The following is a 17,629-nucleotide window of genomic DNA, read 5'->3' on the forward strand; positions in this document are numbered from 1 at the left end:
GGTGCCGACGCGGTCCCCGTCCGGCCGCGCCCGCCCGAGCACGCCGTGGTGGGGCGGCCGGGTCAGCGGCCGCAGACGCGGCACGGCCGGCGGGTGCGGCGGTGGTAGGACAGCGCGGCCACGCCCAGGCCGAGGCCCCACAGCCAGTAGGCGGGCATCGCCACCCAGAGGAAGGGCAGCGGCAGCGCGCCGTCGTGGGCCACCGGGTGGATCGTCTCGCCCACCAACTGGCCGATGCCGACGCCGAAGTACACCAGCAGTCCGACCGAGATCGCGCACGCCGGCCCGAGCAGCAACGGGCGTGGGACGCTCCGCCGGCCCAACAGCGGCATCCAGCGGGGGAACACCCGTCCCCACCGGTGCACCAACGACAACGGCAGCACGGTGCCGGCCAGGACGAAGCCCACCTCGAACAGCGCGAGGGACGCGGCCTGCGGGGAGCTCAGCCGACCCGGGCCGGCGAACCCGAGGGCGTACTGGGCGAGAATCCGCAGCCAGCAGGACGCGACCGCGCCGTACGCGGCCCACCAGGCCCAGCGCGGCGCCCGGGCCGGCGGATCGGGGTGGACGGGACCGCCGGTGCGGCTGCAACGCGGGCAGTCGCCCCACCACCGGCGACGGTGGCCCAGAGCGGCGGCGGCCAGCAGCAGCGACACGGCCAGGCAGCCGCCCCGGCTGAGGAATCCGGTGAGCGAGAAGGGGATGTGCAGGCCCGGCAGCAGGACGCCGACCACGTCCAGCAGCAGGAACGGGCAGCCGAGCAGCAGCGCGCCGGCCACCGTGGCGGTGGCCGCGAGCAGCAGCGGCCGGGGCCGGCCCGCCGTGTGCAGCGCTCCGGAGAGCACCGCTGCGGCGGTGCACAGCACCGCGGCGCCCCAGGCCGGGAAGACCAGCAGGTCGGTCCCGAATCGGCCGAAGGACGGGGCGTGGCCGAGCGCCCACCAAGCCTGCAGAAGGCCGTAGCAGGTGGCTGCGGCAAGCGCGGCCGGCGCCGTGCGGACCGTCCAGCGGGGAGCGTTCCGTACGTCGGCACCGCTCGCCCGGGCCGGCGCCGGCGCCGGCGAACCGGTCTGACGCGGCTGATCTGCCATACCGTCCACGCTAGGCCGCCCCGCCGGGACCGGTCGTCGGTCGAGGGGAGGAGGGTGTCTCCTACCCGGGAGGGAATTGCCCTTCGATGTCCGGCGTGGTGATGCTCCATCACATGAGTACGGTGGAACGCGTCGTCGCGGTGGTTCCTTCGCGGCGGCCTGATACGCCTTCGGTCTTCCGCCTGTCGTACCGGTGGTGGAGGATCGGCGTCATGACGCAGCAACAGGCGAACGGAGCGTCGCCGGTCGACGCAGCCAGCACGTACCTGGAGGGGCTCGGTGAGCGGCTGAGGGCCGACGGCTGCCAGGTGACCGCGGCCACCTGGCGTGACCACGGTGTCGTGGTCGGCGGCCGGTCGGACCGCAAGGTGCGATGGTTCGGCACCAAGACCGAGCTGTTCGTCCTCGCCGCCGCCGTCCCCGAGATCGACAGCGCCTCGCTGGCCGAGTTCACGGAATGGGCGATGGACCGTGCCAAGAACATCCGCAGCGGGCTGCCCGGCGCCCGCAACGCGGCGATGGTCCTGCCGGCGCTGGTCAGCAGCACCGTCCACCCGTCCGCGGCACAGTGGGCCGCCGCGGACGCCCGGCTCCTCGGGACCTCCCTGATCGGCCGACCGGTCACGGTGGAGACGGCGGCACCTGGGACCGCCCGGGTCGCCATGTACCGGGGCGGGGTCGTGTGGGGCGGGATGTTCACGGGGCACGTCCTGGAGAAGGCGGCGCTGTACTTTCCGTGAGCCTTCCCGTGAGCGTTCCGATGCGGTGATCGCCCGTGTCCGTCCGGCGGCGGGGTGGTCAGCCGCCGGAATATTTGCACTCGTCGTCGGTGCCGCCGCTGCGGCAGGGGCCGTGTCCGTACGGTTGGACCTGTTCGGTCGGGGTGGGACGGGGTGCGGGCTGCCGGTCGGGCGTGGTGGGGGAGACGAGGGCCGCCGTGAGCAGGGCCGCGAGCAGTGCGACGAGCCCCTGCGTGACGGCCGTGATCGGCGCCTTCCGGCGCAGACCGTAGGCCACCGTGCCGGCGACGAACGCGGTCACCCCGACGACGACGGCCTCGGCGCCGGTGCTCGCGGTCTCGCCGTCGTACTGCGCGGCCCACCCCTCCATGCCCGCGGCCAGCAGCGCCCACCCGAGGACCACGGCTGTCAGCACCAGGCCGGCGAGTGCGGCAAGGAGATCGCCCGCCCAGGGCAGTCGCTGCGGCGCCGTCGGCACGGATGGAGTTGTCGTCATGGCGGTAGCCCACACCACGTGCCGACGCGTGCACCTGAGTACCCGTACTCAGGTGCACGCGTCGGTACGCTCACCTCCCGGGTCGGCTGGCGGCTCCTGTGACGTCACGGCCGCCCGGCCGGCGGCGCGCCAGCGGTCTCCGCCGTCAGGGGTTGATCCTGGTGACGGTCATTTCGATCGGCCAGCCGTTGCTGCCGCAGCTCAGCACGGAGGCCTGCTCCATGCCCCGCGAGCGCTTGCCCTCCGAACCGAGGTAGGGGCCGTTGACGCGGCCCGGTCCGGCGCACTTGGCCTTGACGTACCAGGTGCCGTTGCCACGGGTACACATGCCGACGGCGTTGTGCTCGTTCTCGTGGCTGACGTAGGCGGTGCAGCCGGTCGGGCCGCCGGGGGCGGCCTCGGCCGCGGGGACGGCCATGAGGGTGGTGCCGGCGGCCACCACGCCGATGAAGGAGGCGGTGAGGCGGGTGATCCTGTGCGGACGGTTCATCAAAGTCCTCGAGAAGAAGGGGAAACGGTCGGAGTGCGTATGCACATGGACAAGCCTGGCAACTGTCCGGTCGGCGTCTCCTCGTACTCCGGGACGAGTCTGACCCCGCCGTCGGACCGACGTCCTACCCGCCGGTAGGGGGGTGTGGCGGTGCTGTCCACCATGCAACGGAGGCATCCGTCGGGAACATGGGCGCGCCTTCCCGCCGCGGGAGGCAGTCGGCCGTATGGTCGTTCTGGCGAGGCGGTGTCCGTCCCGTCCCCTGGTGCCCGGCCCGGCCGTCCTCCCCCCTGACGGCCGGGCCGTGTGGTGTCCGGGCGCGGGCGGTCCACCGCAGCGCGGCGCAGCCCGTCCCTTCGCCGACCCGCCGCGTGGCACCGCCCGTACGTGGCGGCGGTGCGCCTCAGTCCGGACCGGCCGTGCGCCCGAGAGCGTTCTCGGAGTGCTCGACCATCCACCGGTTCGAGATTCGGGTGCCGATCTCCAGGGCGTGCCGGTAGTGCTCCCGTGCTTGCGGGACTTCGGCCGCGTGCTCCTCGCACCGTGCCAGGTTGTACAGGCTCCAACCGGCCAGTTCGTCCTCGTCGGAATCCAGGGCGACGCGCGCGGCGGCCGCGTAGTGCTCCTTCTCCCGGCGGCGGTCCCCGTCCTCGGCCGCCAGCTCGGCCAGCTGATGGTGGGTCCAGCCCGCGGCTGCCGCGCAGCGAGGGGTCTCAGCCATCGCCAGGGCCCGCTCGAAGTAGTCCTTGGCCGCGGCCGGCTCACCCTTCCTGCGCCGATGGGCGCCGAAGTTGTGCAGGCTCCAGGCCCGCAGGAGCGTGTCGTCGGTCTCGTCGGCGATGCGGGCGGCCCGGGTGAAGAACCGCATGGCCATGTCCGGATCGTCGGCGCGCGAGCGGCAGGAGCCGAGGCCGTCCCAGGCCCAGCCCTCCTGCTGCCGGGCATGCTGCCGGATCGCCAGGTCGAGGGCCGACCAGTAGGTGTCCTCGGCGCGGTGCACGTCGCCGCCGTCGCGTTCGCGGGTGGCCCGACGGAGCAACTCGTCGATGTCGGCCGCCCCCGAACCGGTCGCCTCCAGCTCCTTCAGGACGTCTCGCAAGGAGGCGGCTGCGACGGCTGCCGCGGGACGCTCGCCCGGTTCCAGCCGCAGGAGCTGACCGATCACCGCGGTCAGGGCGCCGGCCCGGCGCATCGGTTCCGGCGCGCCGCGGCTGACCGCCAGGATCACCTGCAGGAGGGAGTCTCCCTGGAACGGGAGCCTCCCCTCCACGGCGCGGTACAGCGTGACCCCGAGCGACCACATGTCCGACGCCGGTGAGGACGATCCGTCGTGGACCTGCTCCGGGGCCATGAAGTGCGGTGTCCCGGGCGCCGTCCCGGTGGCCGTGAGCGTGGCCTCGTTCGGCACCGAGGCGATCCCGAAGTCCGCGACCACCACCCGGTCGGCCGCCAGGAGGATGTTGGCCGGCTTGATGTCCCGGTGGACCACGCCGGCCGCATGTGCGGCGGCCAGGGCGGCGGCGACCTGGGCACCGATCCGCGCCGCTTCCACGACGGGGAGCGGACCCGACTCGATGGCGTCCTGAAGGGAACCCCCCTCCACGTACTCCATCACCATCCACGGCAGGCCGTTGTGGTCGGCGAACTGATCGAACACGGTGACGATGTTGGGATGGTTCAGACTGCCGGCTGCCCGCGCCTCCCGTTCGGCCCGCGCGAGGTGGATCCCGCTCCGCTCGGCCGGCGATCCCGCCGGAACCACGAGCCGTTTGAGTACGACGCGGCGGCGCAGTCTCGCGTCGTACGCCAGCCAGGCCTCTCCCTGGCCACCTGCGCCCAGCTCTTCTTCCAGCCGGTACCGGCTCCCGACTTCCTCGACCGTTCTCGGGTGCGTCATGGGTCCACGTAAGCACGCCGGGGTCGCCCGCACAGCCATCTCCCGCAAGCCTCGGCCCCGTTGCGCGGGCGGAGGCGATCGTTGCGGTGGAGGGCCCGTGCGGGGCGTCGTCCCACCGCGCTCCGCCGCGTCGTCCGGTGGCGCTCGGTCGCGGTGCCCGGTGGCGCTCGGTCGTGCCGCGCAGGGTGGTGCCGGACGGTCCACAGGCAATGCAAAGACTTCGTTGCAAAGAAATGGTGGCAATCGTTAGGCTGCCGACCATGACGGAACATCAGCCCGCCGTGCGCAGCCTCGATGCCCGCTCCCTGCGCGGTCTGGCGCACCCGCTGCGGATGCGCCTGCTCGCCGCGCTGCGCGAGGGCGGCCCGGCGACGGCGACGAAGCTCGCCGCCCGGCTCGGCGAGTCGTCCGCCTCGGTCAGCTACCACCTGCGGCAGCTCGGCGTGCACGGCTTCATCACGGAGGACCCGGACCGGGGCACCGCCCGTGAACGCTGGTGGCGGGCCGAGCACCGCGGCCACCGGTTCGACAGGCTGGAGGACTTCCTGGAGAACCCCGACCCCGATGTGCGCGGCGCCATGGACGTGTTCCTGAAGGAGGTGGCCGCCGTCCACGCGCGGGAGCTGGGCGGCTGGCTCGCCAGTAGCGGGGACTGGCCCGAGGAGTGGCGTCGCAGCTGGGACATGAGCGACTTCAACCTGCGCCTGACGCCGGAACTCGCGCGGGAACTCGCCGGCCGGGCCCACGAACTCGTGCAGAGTTTCCGCGACCGGGTCGCTGCCGACGAGGACGGGGCCGTCCCGGTCCGCATCCACCTGCACGCCTTCCCGCTGCCGAAGAGCTGACGCCCCGACGATCACCCGAGGAGGAGAGCCCATGACCGTCGCCGTCCCCTCGCGGGCCGACGAGGCCCGAGCCGTCCCGGACCGGCGGCCACTGGGCGCGCTGCTGGGCGCGAACCTCATCTCGATCACCGGCAACGCCCTCGCCGGCATCGGGGTGCCGTGGTTCGTCCTGCAGACCACCGGCAGCGCCTCCCGGGCAGGCCTGGTGGCCTTCTGCCAGATGCTGCCGCTGGCGGTGTCGGCGCTCGCCGGCGGACCGGTGATCGACCGGATCGGACGCCTGCGCGCGTCGGTGCTGTCGGACCTGGTGTGCGGCACGGCCATCGGGCTGATCCCGCTCCTGCAATGGGCCGGAAGCCTGCGGTTCTGGCAGCTGTGCGTGCTCATGGCGGTCAACGGGCTGTTCCAGGCGCCGGGAGAGACCGCGCGCCAAGTGCTCACGCCCGATCTCGCCGACCACGCCGGCGTCCCGCTCGCCCGCGCCATGAGCCTCTACACCAGTGCGTCCAGAGGAGCCCGGCTACTGGGAGCCTCGGCCGCCGGCATACTGATCGCACTGTTCGGAGCCGGGCCGGTCCTGCTCCTGGACACGGCGACCTTCGGCGTCTCGGCGCTCCTGGTCGCCCTCGGCGTCCGGCACGTCCCCGCCGCCGCCCCCCGGCGGGACGGGGCGCCGGCGAGCCTGCGCGGGTACCGCGCGGAACTGCGCGAGGGCCTCGCCTTCCTGCTCCGTCAGCGGCTGCTGCTCGGCATCACCTTGGTGCTCATGGTCACCAACGGTCTGGACCAGGGCTGGCGGTCGGTCCTGCTGCCCGTGCACGCCGAGCGCGACCTCGGTGGATCCGTCGACCTCGGCCTGCTCGCCGGCCTCTTCGCGGCCGGCGCGCTCGCCGGCTCGCTGCTGCACGGGGCGCTGGGGACCCGGCTTCCCCGCTGGCCGCTGTACGCCGGCTGTCTCCTCGTCAGCGGAGGCCCGCGCATGCTGGTCGCCGCGTTCGCCCCCGGGCTGCTGTCCCTGGGCATCACGCTGGCGGTCGCCGGTGTCGCCTCCGGGATCCTCAACACGATCGTCTCGACCGTGCTGTACGAGCGCGTGCCCGGCACCCTGCGCAGCCGGGTGACGGGCGTCCTGGCGGCGGGAGTGCTGCTGGCGACCCCGCTCGGCGGCCTCGCCTGCGGCTACCTGGTGGACCGGGTCGGTCTGACGGCGGCCCTCGTGGCCCTCGGCGGGGTGTACCTGCTGATCACGCTCTGTCCGCTGGCCTTCCCCTCCTGGCGCCGGATGGACAGCACGGGCGAGGCGTGACGTCGGCACCGCGGCGCGGGAGCCGGACGGGCCGGTGCACGGACACGCCGTCGGGGCCGACGGTCACGGGGCACACTGGACGGCATGCCCTTGTCGCTGCACCACATCGTCGTCGACGCCCACGACCTGCCCACCCTGGCCCGGTTCTGGGCCGAGGTGCTGGGGTGGCGGATCCTGTCCGAACGGGCGGGTGAGGTCGTCGTCGGACCGGCCGAGAGCGGGCCCGTGGGCATCTGCTTCATGCCGGTGACCGACCGCAAGGTCGTCAAGAACCGCCTTCACCTGGATCTGACGTCCACCGCGGCGGACCGGGAGGCCGAGATCGAGCGCATCCTCGCGCTCGGCGCCCGCAGGGTGGACGTCGGGCAGAGCGGCAACGAGTCATGGACCGTGCTGGCCGATCCCGAGGGCAACGAGTTCTGCGTGGTCCGCCCCAAACAGACCCTCATCGGCTAGCGGGCGTCGGTGATCGACGGCATCCAGCCTCGGCCTCCCCGAGCACCGTCCGGATCACGTGCCGGGCGTTGTGCGCCATCGCCGGGTTCGTCGTCCGGTAGTAGGGCAATGCGATCAGCGCCTGCGAGAGCGTCCGCCCCCGGCCCCGGATCCAGGTCGCGTCGTCCACACCCAGCGCCGCGCGGAAGACCTCCCGTGCGTCGGCCGGCAGCAGATTCCAGGCCGGGAACAGATCGCACGCCGGATCGCCCACCCCCAGGCATCCGAAGTCTATGACCGAGACCAGCCTGCCACCGTCCACCAGCAGGTTCCCCGGCATGAGATCGGCATGCAGCCACACCGGCGGGCCGTCCCAGCCCGGGGCCCGCAGCGTCTCCTCCCAGACCGCGGTCGCGGCATCGCAGTCGACGCCCTCCTGCGGGATCCCGCGCAGTTCCTCGATCGCCGCCCGGGTCGCCGCGTCGAGGGAGGCGACCGGTCCGCCGCGGTGGGCCTGCGGGGCGCCCGGCAGGGTGACGCTCCGCATCGCGGCCACGAACCCGGCCAGGTCCCCGGCCAGCAGGACGGGTTGGCCGAGCGCCCCCACCTCGGGATTCACTCCCGGGAGCCACCGGTACACCGCCCACGGCCACGGATATCCCTCGGCGGGCCGCCCAGCTCCGAGTACCTCGGGGACGGGTGTGGGCAGGAGGGGCGCGAGTGAGGGCAGCCACCTCCGCTCATGTGACACGGCGTCGGCCCCGCCCGCCACCAGCGGAAGCCGTACCACCATGTCGTCGCCCAGCCGGTACATGGCGTTGACCGTGCCGCCGGACGGGAACCGCTCCACCGCCAGCCCCGCCCACCGGGGGAACTGCCCGGCGATCAGTCGCCGCACGAGGTCCTCGTCGACGGGGTGCATGGCGGGATGCATGTGCCCTGTGCTCATGGCACGTCATCCGACCGCCGGACGCCCCGAGCGTCAATCGCATTTCCCGACAGGCCCGTCGCCGGCCGTCGCGGCCGGGAATTGGGGCGACGCCCCCGCCGGCGGGTTGTTAGCGTGCGGCCCATGCGTGCGCTGAGCGACTCCGAGGTCCGCGGATCCTTCGTCAACTGCTCCAGGGGCGAGGCCCGTCGACTGCCGCTGCCCCGCGGGCTGGCCGGCCTGCCCTGGCCGGACCTGGACTTCCTGGGGTGGCGGGACGGCGGCGCACCGGACCGCGCCTACCTGGTCGCCGACCGGGCGGACGGGCCCGTCGGCATCACCCTGCGGGTGCCGACGGGCCCGCGCCGCAGCCTGACGCGCACCAACGTGTGCTCGCTGTGCATCACTTCGCACGCCGGCTCCGGCGTGGCGCTGCTGGCCGCCCGCCGGGCCGGCGAGGCGGGCCGGGAGGGCAACACGGTCGGCACCTACGTCTGCGCCGACCTGGCCTGCCCGCTGTACGTGCGCGGGCTGAGGAAGTCCGCTCTGGTGACCCGGCCGGACGAGTCGCTGCCGCTGGAGGATCAGATCGCCCGGCTGACGGAGCGCCTGGACGACTTCCTGGCGAAGGTGCTGGCCCACTGATCCCGCAGGCGCCGTCGGCCGTGGGCGGTGCGGAGCCGTCCGGCTCCGCGCTTCCCCGTTGACATTTGTCATTCGGGGCCGGTGACACGGCATCACTACCGGGCGCGGGTCGTCCGGCGCGAGGCTGGCGGCCATGGGGACGACACAGCGGACGACACGGGCGGTGATGACTGCCGAAGGGCTGCGCCACCGGTACGGCGAGAGCCTCGCGCTGGACGGTGTGGACCTGCGGGTCGACCCGGGGGAGTGCGTCGCGCTGCTCGGGCCGAACGGCGCCGGGAAGTCGACGCTGGTGGCCCTCACGGTCGGGCTGCTCGCCCCGCAGCAGGGGTCGGTGCGGGTGCTCGGCGGTGATCCGCGTCGCGCGGCGACCCGGCGGCGGCTCGGGGTGGCGCAGCAGACGCTCGGCTTCCCGAACACGCTGACCGTCGACGAGCTGGTGACCGGCGCCGCCGTCCGTGGCGGGCTGCGGGCCTCGGCGGCCGGGCCGGTGCTCGCGGAGCTCGGCCTGGCCGAGCTGCGGCGCAGGCGCGTCCCCAAGCTGTCGGGCGGTCAGAAGCAGCGGGTACAGCTGGCGATGGCCCTGGTCACCGACCCGGCCCTGCTGGTGCTCGACGAGCCGACCGTGGGCCTCGACACCTCGGCCAGGCGGCACTTCTGGCAGATCCTGGCGCGGCGCCGGGCGCGGGGCACCGCGGTACTGGTGACCACGCACCTGATCGAGGAGTCGGCCGCGGTCGCGGACCGCGTGGTGGTGCTCGACCGGGGCGGGATCCTGGCCGACGCGCCGCCGGAGGAGCTGGTGGCCCGGCTGCCGGACCGCACCGTCACCGTCCGCACCCGCCTCGACCGACGCGAACTCGAGCTACTGCCGGGAGTGCTCTCGGTCGCCGCGGACCACGACCTGGTGCGGATCCAGACCCGCGCTCCCGAGGAGCTGCTGCGGGCGCTGCTGGACCGCGACGAGCGGCTGTCGGAGTTGCGGGTGCAGGACGCGGGCCTGGAGGAAGCCGTGCTCGCGCTGACGGACAGGGCGGAGGCGGCACGGTGAGCGCGATGACGGCACGGGTCTTCGGAGTGGAGCTGCGGGACGAGCTGCGGGCGATCGTGCGCGAGCCCACCTCGCTGTTCTTCAGCATCCTCATGCCGGTCGGGTTCTTCGTGCTGTTCAACCTGCTCTACGGCCACAAGGTCACCGGGGGCGTCCCGGCCGGCACGGCGATGGTGGCCACCTTCGGCACCTACGGGGTGATCACGGTGGCGGCGCTGCAGCCGGGGATCGGCGTCGCGCAGGACCGCGACCTCGGCTGGCTGCGGATGAAGCGGGTCTCCGCCGTGCCGATCGGGATCAGTCTCGCCGCGAAGGCCACGGCCGCGCTGCTGTACGGGGTGGGGGTGCTTGCGCTGATGGGGGCGGCCGCCGAGGCCTTCGGCACCCTGCACGCCTCGGCCGGGCAGCTGGTACGGGTGGCGCTGGTCCTGCTGCTGGGTACCGTGCCGTTCACGCTGGCCAGCGTGGCGGTCGGGCTGCGGTTCCGCACCAACGCGACGATCGCACTGCTCAATGCGCTGCTCTTCCCGCTGGCGGTACTGTCGGGGCTGTGGATCCCGATCCAGTTCCTGCCGCAGACGGTGCGTCAGATCGCCAGGTTCCTGCCGACCTACCACCTCGCCCAGCTCGGGCTCGCCCAACTGGGCCGGGGCAGCATGCTGATCCACATCCTCGCCCTGCTGGTGACGACGGCGGCGACGCTCGGACTGGCGATGCTGGCCCACCGCCACGCCCGGACGTGACCGTCCCACGGGCGGCCGCCTCCGGGTCGGCCACCGCAAGGCTGCGGACCTGGGACTGGGTCCACCTCGGCTATCTGCTGTTCGTGCCCGCGCAGCCGTACTTCTCGCCCCGCCCGGCGTGGTGGGAGTGGCCGCTGGCGATCGCGGTGTGCGCCGCCACGGCCGCGCTGTACGCGCTGAAGCTGCTGCGCGGTCCGGCCGCGGGCCACGTCCGGACGGCGATCGTGCCGCTGGCGGCGATCGGCGCACTGGCCACCCCGTTCAACACCAACGCGAGCGTGCTGTTCGTCTACGCGGCGGCCGTCGTGGGCGACACCCTGTCCTGGCGCGGGGCGCGGCCGTGGTTCGCGGCCCTGACCGTCCTGAACGGCGCCGCCGCCGCGGTCTCGCGGGTGCCGATGCCCTACCGGCTGTGGGGCTTCGTGTCGGCGTCCGTGCTGATCTGGGTGATCGGTCTGCTCGAACTGAGGCAGCGCGACCGGTGGCAGGAGTGGGAGAACCAGCGGCTGCGCAGCTCGCAGGTCGAGCTGCTGGCGACCCTCGCGGAGCGTGAGCGGATCGCACGTGACCTGCACGACCTGCTCGGGCACTCGCTGACCGCCGTGGTGATGCGCGCTCAGCTGACCAAAGAGCTGGTGCCCGTCGATCCGGACCGGGCGCGCGCCGAGGCCGAGGAGATCGAACGCAATGCCCGCGAGGCGCTGGCCGCGGTGCGCAGCACGGTCACCGGCTGGCGGCGGACCACCGTACGCAGCGAACTGGAGGCGGCGCGACGGGCGCTGGCGGGGACGGGGGTGAGCCTCGGCGTGGACTGTGACGACGGGCTGCTGCTGGTCGCGGCGGTCGAGCACGAACTCGGGCTGGCGCTGCGCGAGGCGGTGACCAACGTGGCCCGCCACGCGCGGGCCTCGCACTGCCGGATCGGACTGGACGCGGACGAGAGGAGGGTACGGCTGGTGATCGCGGACGACGGGATCGGCGGCTCGGCGCCGGAGGGCACCGGGCTGACCGGGCTGCGGGAGCGGATCGCGAAGGTCGGCGGTGCGGTTCAGCGCAGCGGCTCGGCCGGTACGACGCTGACCATCACCGTCCCGCTCGGGGCGGCGGCCCGGTGATCCGGGTGGTGCTGGCCGAGGACCAGGGCATGGTGCTGGGCGCCTTCGCCGCCCTGCTGGACCTGCAGCCCGACATCGCCGTGGTGGCGACGGCGACCGACGGCGACGACGCACTGGCCGCCGTACGGGAGCACCGCCCCGACGTACTGGTGACCGACATCGAGATGCCCGGCCGCACCGGCCTCGACCTGGCCGCGGAGCTGAACCGGACGGGCGACCCGACCCGGGTGCTGATCGTGACCACCTTCGCCCGCAGCGGCTACCTGCGTCGCGCGGTCGACGCCGGGGTGGCCGGCTACGTGCTCAAGGACGCGCCGATCGGCGAACTCGCGGCGGCGCTGCGCCGCGTCCACGCGGGGGAGCGCGTGGTCGCGCCGGAACTCGCGGTGGCAGCGTGGGACGCGGCCGATCCGCTGACCGACCGGGAGCGTGAACTGCTGCGCGCGGTCGCGGACGGGGCGAGCAACGTGGAGATCGCGGCCCGGCTGTTCCTGGCCGAGGGCACCGTGCGCAACTACCTGTCCACCGCGATGGCCAAGCTGGGCGCGCGCAACCGCACGGAGGCGGCCAGGACGGCGAGGTCGCGCGGCTGGCTGTAGCGGAGGAGGGCGCCCCGCCCCCGCACCCCGACTCCCCGGGGGCTCAGGCGGGGAGGAGCGGCTTCCGGGCCGGTCCGGTGGACAGGGCGAACAGGAGGTCGTGCAGGGGTCGGCCGGTGCCGTGCCAGATGGAGAGCGCGTAGACGCTGATCGGGTAGTGGACCCAGCGCGGCGGCGCCCACACGGTGCCCCGCACGGTGGCGCCCCGGCCGCCGGCGTCCAGGCCGGAGGGTACGTCGCCGGCCTCCACCAGCAGCTCCCAGGCCCTGCGCGGCACCGCGAACTCCGCCTCGTCCAGCTCGGCCCGCAGGCTGGCGCGCAGGATCGTCGTCGCCGCGATGTCCAGGGTCAGCGCACCGTCGACCAGGACGCGGTCGATCTCGTGCCCGGAAGCGGCCAGCCGGTCGCACAGCCAACCGACCGCCGCCGTCAGCAGGTCCCTCGTGGTGCGTTCGGTGCCGACGGCGCGGCACAGCAGGGCCTGGAAGTGCACCTCCTCGGGCACCACGACCCGGTCGCCGATCACCGTGCGCAGCAGCGCCGCGTCGAGGTCGGCCGGCTCCCGGTGGGCGGCGGCGACGTTGCGGGCGACGGCGCGCAGGAACGGGTCGGCGCAGTCCTCCAGCAGGAACGACCACAGCTGCTCGCACAGCTCGACCATGCGCACGCCGGTCGTGGCGTGCAGGACGCGCAGCGCGCAGCGCAGCAGGATCTTCTGGAACAGCGTCATGGAGACGCGGAACGCCATGCCGCGCACCCACTCCTCGGCGGTCATGTCGCCGTGGGCGACGACGACCTCGGCCACGAGTTCGGGGTTGGTGACGTCGGCCGGCATCCGTCGCGCCGTCAGTTTGTGCTCGTCCTGGAACGACTCCCGCGAGTACTCGGTGTTGTTGAGCAGCAGCAGCGGATAGATCACCGGCGAGCCGCCCGCGGTCAGCACCTCCTCGACCCCGGCGAGGTAGGAGTCGTAGGTCTCACCGGGCAGGCCCCAGATCAGGTCGGTGTAGGTGGGCACGTCCAGCGCGCGGAACCGGGACAGCAGCCGGCGGTAGTGGTCGGTGCGGATGTTGGCGCGGTTGGCGATCTTCAGCACGTCCGGGTCGAAGGACTGCGCGGACAGCGTGATCGCGCCGGTGAGTTCGGCCGCGTGGAGCATGCCGGCGATCTCCACGATGCGGTCGTTGCCGTTCTTGGCCCAGTTGGTGCTGATGATCAGCCGCTTGTCGTAGCGTCGGGTGAGCTCCACGAGGCGTTCGGCGATCTGCCGGTCCCGGGCGACGATGCCGAAGTTGGCGTCCGCGATGAACAGGGTGGCGTCCGTCGGCATCAGCCGGACGAGCCGGTCCAGTTCGCCGAAGATCCGGTCCAGGTCGAACTGGCGTACCTTGGAGTTCGTGGCGCCGCCCCAGTAGCAGAAGGCGCACTTGTAGGGGCAGCCGCGGTTGGTCTCGTAGACGATCATCGACGAGCCGGCGATCTCCTCGTCGGAGTAGACCGGGGTCAGGATCGGCGAGACGACCTGCTCGAGATCGGTGATCCGGTCCGCGTCCGCGGTGGTGACGACCGCACCGTCGGACCAGTAGCTGATGCCGGGGACGCCGGCCAGGTCGCCCCCGGCCAGGAAGCAGCGGACCAGGTCGCGGAACCGCAGCTCGCCCTCGCCGTGGACCAGCACGTCCACCCACGGCGCCTCGGCGAACAGCGGGTCCTGCTGGTGGCTGACGTCGTTCCCGCCGAGGACGACGCGGCAGTCCGGCCAGCGCTCCTTCACCCGGCGGGCCAGTTCCAGGGACTGGGCGCGGTTCCAGAAGAACACGGTCAACGCGACGGCGAACGGCTCGTCCCAGGAGTCCAGCAGCTCGGTCACGGCCCGCTCGCCGCCGCTCTGCTCGCGCACGTTGATCCGGAACTCGCAGGCCTCGTCGAGCACCGGGTCGGCGACCGAGGTGGCCTTCAGATAGCCGAGGGTGACGCTGTACCGGACGCCGTGCATCGCGGTGAACTCGACGAGCTGGACGGTCTTCTTCTTCGCGGCCGCCCCGGCCGGCGAGGTGGAGGTCATGGCTCCCAATCCGTGCAGTCGGCAACTGATGCACACCGTCGCAGCGCAAGGTGACATCGTCAATAACCCGCGCTTTGTATCGTAAGTATCCCGGAGGATACCGGCCCCGGGCTGAAATCCTTTCCTGCGCGGCCGGGTCGGATGTTGGATATTGACGACTTCCGTGGGTCGATGTAGCGTCGGCCCGGATCCCCCGGCCCCATGCCAACTGGCCACGGCTGCAGACCAACTGGCCCCGGCCCGGGTGGATGACCACCGCAGACGTCGATCTCGCGGATATCCCGGGACACCCCCGGATATCCGGTTCAAGGAGTGGTACCGGTGCGCTTCGGGCTTTCCTTCCTCCCTGACTGCACGCCCGAGACGAAATCTCCGCAGACCTATTTCAGCGACGCGCTGGAATTGTCGGTCCGAGCGGAGCTCGGTGGCCTGGATTCCATCAAGATGACCGAGCACTATCTCCACTACTACGGCGGTTACTGCCCGAGCCCGCTCGGATTCCTCTCCGCGGTGGCCGCCCGGACGAGTTCGGTCAGGCTGATGACCGGCTGCGTCCTGCCGGTCTTCCACCACCCGATCCAACTGGCCGCGGAGGCCGCGCAGGTGGACGCCATCAGCGGCGGCCGGCTGGACGTCGGATTCGCCCGGGCCTACCTGCCCGACGAGTTCGACGCGCTGGGCCTGGCCATGGAGGAGAGCACCGACCGGTTCCGCGAGACCGTACGGGCCGTGCTGCGCCTGTGGACCGAGGAGAAGGTCAGCGAGGACACCCCGTTCTTCTCCTACCGCGACGTGACCGGTCTGCCCCGGCCCACCCAGCAGCCGCACCCGCCGGCCTGGGGCGCGGCGGTGCGCACGCCGGAGAGCTTCACCTGGCTGGGCACCGAAGGGCTGGGGCTGCTGATCACCCCGCTCATCTCGCCGCACGAGTTCCGCGACCAGCTGACCCTCTACCGCGACGCGTTCCACGCCGCGCACGGCGGCACCGGGCTCCGCCCCCGGGTCGCGGCCAGCCTGCCGCTGGTCGTCGCCGACACCGACGCGCACGCGGAGCGGATCGCCGAGACCCACCTGCGGCGCTACCTGGACGTGTGGGCACTGGCCGTGAACGCCTGGGACCGCAGGGAGTCCACCGCGTACCGCGGCTACTCCGGGTTCGGCTGGATGCTGCGCGGCCTGAAGCCCGCCCAGCTCTTCACCGAGGGCGGCGCGATCGTCGGTTCTCCGTCCACGGTCGTCGACCGGATCCGCGCCTTCAACGACCACATCGGCGGCGTCGACCAGATCCTGTGGCAGATCGACTTCGGTGCGATGCCGCTCGCCGAGGCTGGGCAGACCTTGGAGCTCTTCTGCACCGAGGTGCTGCCCGAAGTGAAATCACTGTGACGACCCGTCACCCGGACCACGAGGGGGGGTGTGAAGACATGGAGGGATTCGAGGACCTGGTGCTGGACGACAGCGCCTTCGAACTCGTCGACCTGGGCGAGGTGGTGCCCGCGTCCGTGACGGCCGGCTACGGCCTGACCGAGCTGTCGGCTTCCGGCGGCGCCAGCAGCTGTTGCTGCTGCTGCCCGTGCTGTTCCTGCACCTGACCGGGTGCTGACCCTTCCGGCACTCGTGCTCTAGCCGGTGCGCGTTCGTGAACGGGGACCGGGTGGCTCTCGGTCCTCCCCCTGACCTGTCATCAGTTCGGCCAGAAGAAGCGGTGGTCATGGAAGCACATGTGGCGCGGATCCGGCCGCGGCTGCGCGGGGACGTGTACGTCATGCGGGTGCCCGAGGGCGCGTACATCCGCAGCAACCTCGGCGGATCGATGCTCAAGGGCGCGTCCACCTACGAGTGGATCCAGCGGATCGCACCGCTGCTGGACGGCACCAGGACCCTCGGTGAGCTGTGCGCGACCGTGCCCGAGCAGAGCCGCGCCGCGCTCGCCAAACTGACCCTGCTGCTGCTGGGCAAGGGCTACGTCAAGGACGTCCTCGACGACCGCCCGCACACCCTCACCGCCGACCTGGCCAGGACCTACGCCGCCAACATCGCCTTCGTCGAGTACTTCGTCGACTCACCGGAACTGCGCTTCGAACGCTACCGCGAGGCCGCCGTCGTGCTGTCGGGTGCGGGCCCGCTGCTGCAGGCACTGACCAACTCGCAGCTGCGCTCCGGCCTGCGCACCGCGTCCGTCGCACCGTTCGCCGAGTCCCCGTTCGACCGCGGCCGCGTCGCCGAGCACCTGACCGCCGCCCGGGCGCTCGACCCGGACCAGCACGTGGCCTACCTGGAGGCCGCCGACGACGACCGGCTGGTGGCCGGCGCGGACCTGGTGCTGCACGTCGCCGACCGGCCGATGATCGGGCGCGCCCTGCGACTGCCGAGGGCCGCCCGCGCCGCCGACGCCTCGTTCGCGCAGGCGGTCGCGGTCGGTGACGAGGCGTGGATCGGCCCGGTGATCGGCAAGGACGGCGACGCCACGGCCTGGGAGTCGGCCTGGCGGCGGCTGTGCGCGCTCGCACCGGACCTCGCCGGCGCGGACCTGCGCGACCATCTGGAGCTCGCACCGAGCGAGTTCCTGCGCGGCCCGACCGTGGCCCTGGTCGCCAACCAGCTCTGCTTCGCGGCGTTCCGCCACCTGACCGGCATCGACCGGGGCGGGGCGGCCGACCGGCTCGTCCGGTTCGACCTGGAGACCCTGGAGACAGCGACCCACGCCTTCCTGCCGCACCCGCTGGCGCTCCCCGCCGTCCCCGACGACCCGGCCCGACCGGCCGTCCTGTCCGCCGCACCGCCCGTCGACGACGAGGAGCTCGGCCGGCGCGCCGTGGAGTGCGTCGACGCCCGGACCGGTGTGTTCGCGGAGATCACCGAGCGCGACTACGAACAGCTGCCGCTGTTCGTCAGCGAGGTGGTGGTCTCCGACCCGGTCGGCCTGGCCGGCGGCCCCTTCCCGGTGCACGGCTACGGCGAGAGCGTCGTCGAATCCCGCCAACGGGCCGTGCGGCGCGCGTTCGAGCGCTACGCGGCCGTGATGTCCGACCCCCGCAGGGGCGACCGGCTGCAGGGCGTGGACGTGCTGACCGGTGAGCCGGTCGAGGTCGAGGCCGCGGCGGTCTTCCCGGCGCGGACCGCGGCGTCCGGGCCCGACTGGTCCGGGGCGGTGCGCGCCGCGGTGGTCGCGGCGGCCGGAGC

Annotated in this window: 18 protein-coding genes; 12 read left to right on the forward strand and 6 right to left on the reverse strand. The window is 72.9% G+C overall.

Annotated elements, in window-relative coordinates; translation table 11 throughout:
* Positions 1-62: 62 nt before the first annotated feature.
* Positions 63-1,091 carry a hypothetical protein gene (locus tag KSNIM_RS35985; RefSeq protein WP_263107384.1) on the reverse strand — a complete coding sequence of 343 codons (1,029 nt, stop codon included), beginning with the start codon at positions 1,089-1,091 and terminating at the stop codon, positions 63-65.
* Between the two features lie 212 nt (positions 1,092-1,303).
* Between KSNIM_RS35985 and KSNIM_RS35990 the strand changes: the two genes are divergently transcribed.
* On the forward strand, positions 1,304-1,831 hold the full coding sequence (locus tag KSNIM_RS35990) for a hypothetical protein (protein ID WP_263107385.1): 528 nt from the start codon (positions 1,304-1,306) through the stop codon (positions 1,829-1,831).
* 58 nt (positions 1,832-1,889) lie between these two features.
* Here KSNIM_RS35990 and KSNIM_RS35995 read toward each other — a convergent pair whose 3' ends face one another.
* The 3 genes from KSNIM_RS35995 to KSNIM_RS36005 form a co-directional block, all read right to left on the reverse strand.
* The gene (locus KSNIM_RS35995) at positions 1,890-2,327 is read right to left on the reverse strand and encodes a DUF6234 family protein (protein WP_263107386.1); all 438 of its coding nucleotides are present in this window, start codon (positions 2,325-2,327) and stop codon (positions 1,890-1,892) included.
* Positions 2,328-2,472: 145 nt separating this feature from the next.
* The gene (locus tag KSNIM_RS36000; protein WP_263107387.1) at positions 2,473-2,817 is read right to left on the reverse strand and encodes a hypothetical protein; all 345 of its coding nucleotides are present in this window, start codon (positions 2,815-2,817) and stop codon (positions 2,473-2,475) included.
* A gap of 403 nt (positions 2,818-3,220) precedes the next feature.
* Positions 3,221-4,753, reverse strand: coding sequence for a protein kinase domain-containing protein (locus KSNIM_RS36005; RefSeq protein WP_263107388.1), 1,533 nt, complete (start codon positions 4,751-4,753; stop codon positions 3,221-3,223).
* 221 nt (positions 4,754-4,974) lie between these two features.
* On the opposite strand from KSNIM_RS36005, the gene KSNIM_RS36010 reads away from it, so the two are divergent.
* The 3 genes from KSNIM_RS36010 to KSNIM_RS36020 all read left to right on the forward strand — a co-directional run bounded on the left by KSNIM_RS36010 (position 4,975) and on the right by KSNIM_RS36020 (position 7,321).
* Positions 4,975-5,559, forward strand: a complete 585-nt coding sequence (locus KSNIM_RS36010; RefSeq protein WP_263107389.1) for a winged helix-turn-helix domain-containing protein — start codon at positions 4,975-4,977, stop codon at positions 5,557-5,559.
* 31 nt (positions 5,560-5,590) lie between these two features.
* Positions 5,591-6,865, forward strand: coding sequence for an MFS transporter (locus KSNIM_RS36015; protein ID WP_263107390.1), 1,275 nt, complete (start codon positions 5,591-5,593; stop codon positions 6,863-6,865).
* A gap of 84 nt (positions 6,866-6,949) precedes the next feature.
* Positions 6,950-7,321: a VOC family protein gene (locus KSNIM_RS36020; protein ID WP_263107391.1), complete on the forward strand. Its 372-nt coding sequence runs from the start codon at positions 6,950-6,952 to the stop codon at positions 7,319-7,321.
* On the opposite strand, the gene KSNIM_RS36025 is transcribed toward KSNIM_RS36020, so the two are convergent.
* Complete coding sequence (locus tag KSNIM_RS36025) at positions 7,311-8,249, reverse strand: aminoglycoside phosphotransferase family protein (protein ID WP_263107392.1); 939 nt, start codon at positions 8,247-8,249, stop codon at positions 7,311-7,313. The genes KSNIM_RS36020 and KSNIM_RS36025 overlap by 11 nt on opposite strands.
* Before the next feature lie 123 nt (positions 8,250-8,372).
* Here KSNIM_RS36025 and KSNIM_RS36030 point away from each other — a divergent pair, with 123 nt between their 5' ends.
* The 5 genes from KSNIM_RS36030 (at position 8,373) to KSNIM_RS36050 (ending at position 12,381) form a co-directional block, all read left to right on the forward strand.
* Positions 8,373-8,873 carry an FBP domain-containing protein gene (locus KSNIM_RS36030; protein WP_263107393.1) on the forward strand — a complete coding sequence of 167 codons (501 nt, stop codon included), beginning with the start codon at positions 8,373-8,375 and terminating at the stop codon, positions 8,871-8,873.
* 166 nt (positions 8,874-9,039) lie between these two features.
* A complete protein-coding gene (locus tag KSNIM_RS36035) occupies positions 9,040-9,924 on the forward strand; it encodes an ABC transporter ATP-binding protein (protein ID WP_263107394.1) in 885 nt (294 codons plus the stop codon).
* 5 nt (positions 9,925-9,929) lie between these two features.
* The gene (locus KSNIM_RS36040) at positions 9,930-10,667 is read left to right on the forward strand and encodes an ABC transporter permease (protein ID WP_263108241.1); all 738 of its coding nucleotides are present in this window, start codon (positions 9,930-9,932) and stop codon (positions 10,665-10,667) included.
* Positions 10,664-11,782: a sensor histidine kinase gene (locus KSNIM_RS36045; RefSeq protein WP_263107395.1), complete on the forward strand. Its 1,119-nt coding sequence runs from the start codon at positions 10,664-10,666 to the stop codon at positions 11,780-11,782. Before KSNIM_RS36040 ends, KSNIM_RS36045 begins: the two co-directional genes overlap by 4 nt.
* Entirely contained in the window at positions 11,779-12,381 is a 603-nt protein-coding gene (locus tag KSNIM_RS36050; RefSeq protein WP_263107396.1) for a response regulator transcription factor, read from the forward strand. The genes KSNIM_RS36045 and KSNIM_RS36050 overlap by 4 nt, the downstream gene beginning before the upstream one ends.
* Before the next feature lie 43 nt (positions 12,382-12,424).
* Here the strand turns inward: KSNIM_RS36050 and KSNIM_RS36055 are convergent, their stop codons facing one another.
* The gene (locus KSNIM_RS36055; RefSeq protein ID WP_263107397.1) at positions 12,425-14,446 is read right to left on the reverse strand and encodes a radical SAM protein; all 2,022 of its coding nucleotides are present in this window, start codon (positions 14,444-14,446) and stop codon (positions 12,425-12,427) included.
* A gap of 321 nt (positions 14,447-14,767) precedes the next feature.
* Between KSNIM_RS36055 and KSNIM_RS36060 the strand changes: the two genes are divergently transcribed.
* From KSNIM_RS36060 to KSNIM_RS36070, 3 genes are all read left to right on the forward strand, one after another.
* Positions 14,768-15,832 carry an LLM class flavin-dependent oxidoreductase gene (locus KSNIM_RS36060; RefSeq protein ID WP_263107398.1) on the forward strand — a complete coding sequence of 355 codons (1,065 nt, stop codon included), beginning with the start codon at positions 14,768-14,770 and terminating at the stop codon, positions 15,830-15,832.
* Between the two features lie 38 nt (positions 15,833-15,870).
* Entirely contained in the window at positions 15,871-16,038 is a 168-nt protein-coding gene (locus KSNIM_RS36065) for a thiomuracin/GE37468 family thiazolyl RiPP peptide (protein WP_263107399.1), read from the forward strand.
* 119 nt (positions 16,039-16,157) lie between these two features.
* Positions 16,158-17,629, forward strand: a 1,472-nt coding sequence (locus KSNIM_RS36070) for a hypothetical protein (RefSeq protein ID WP_263107400.1), incomplete at its 3' end; no start/stop codon positions are given.

This window comes from Kitasatospora sp. DSM 101779, assembly GCF_025655475.1.
Taxonomy (GTDB): domain Bacteria; phylum Actinomycetota; class Actinomycetes; order Streptomycetales; family Streptomycetaceae; genus Kitasatospora.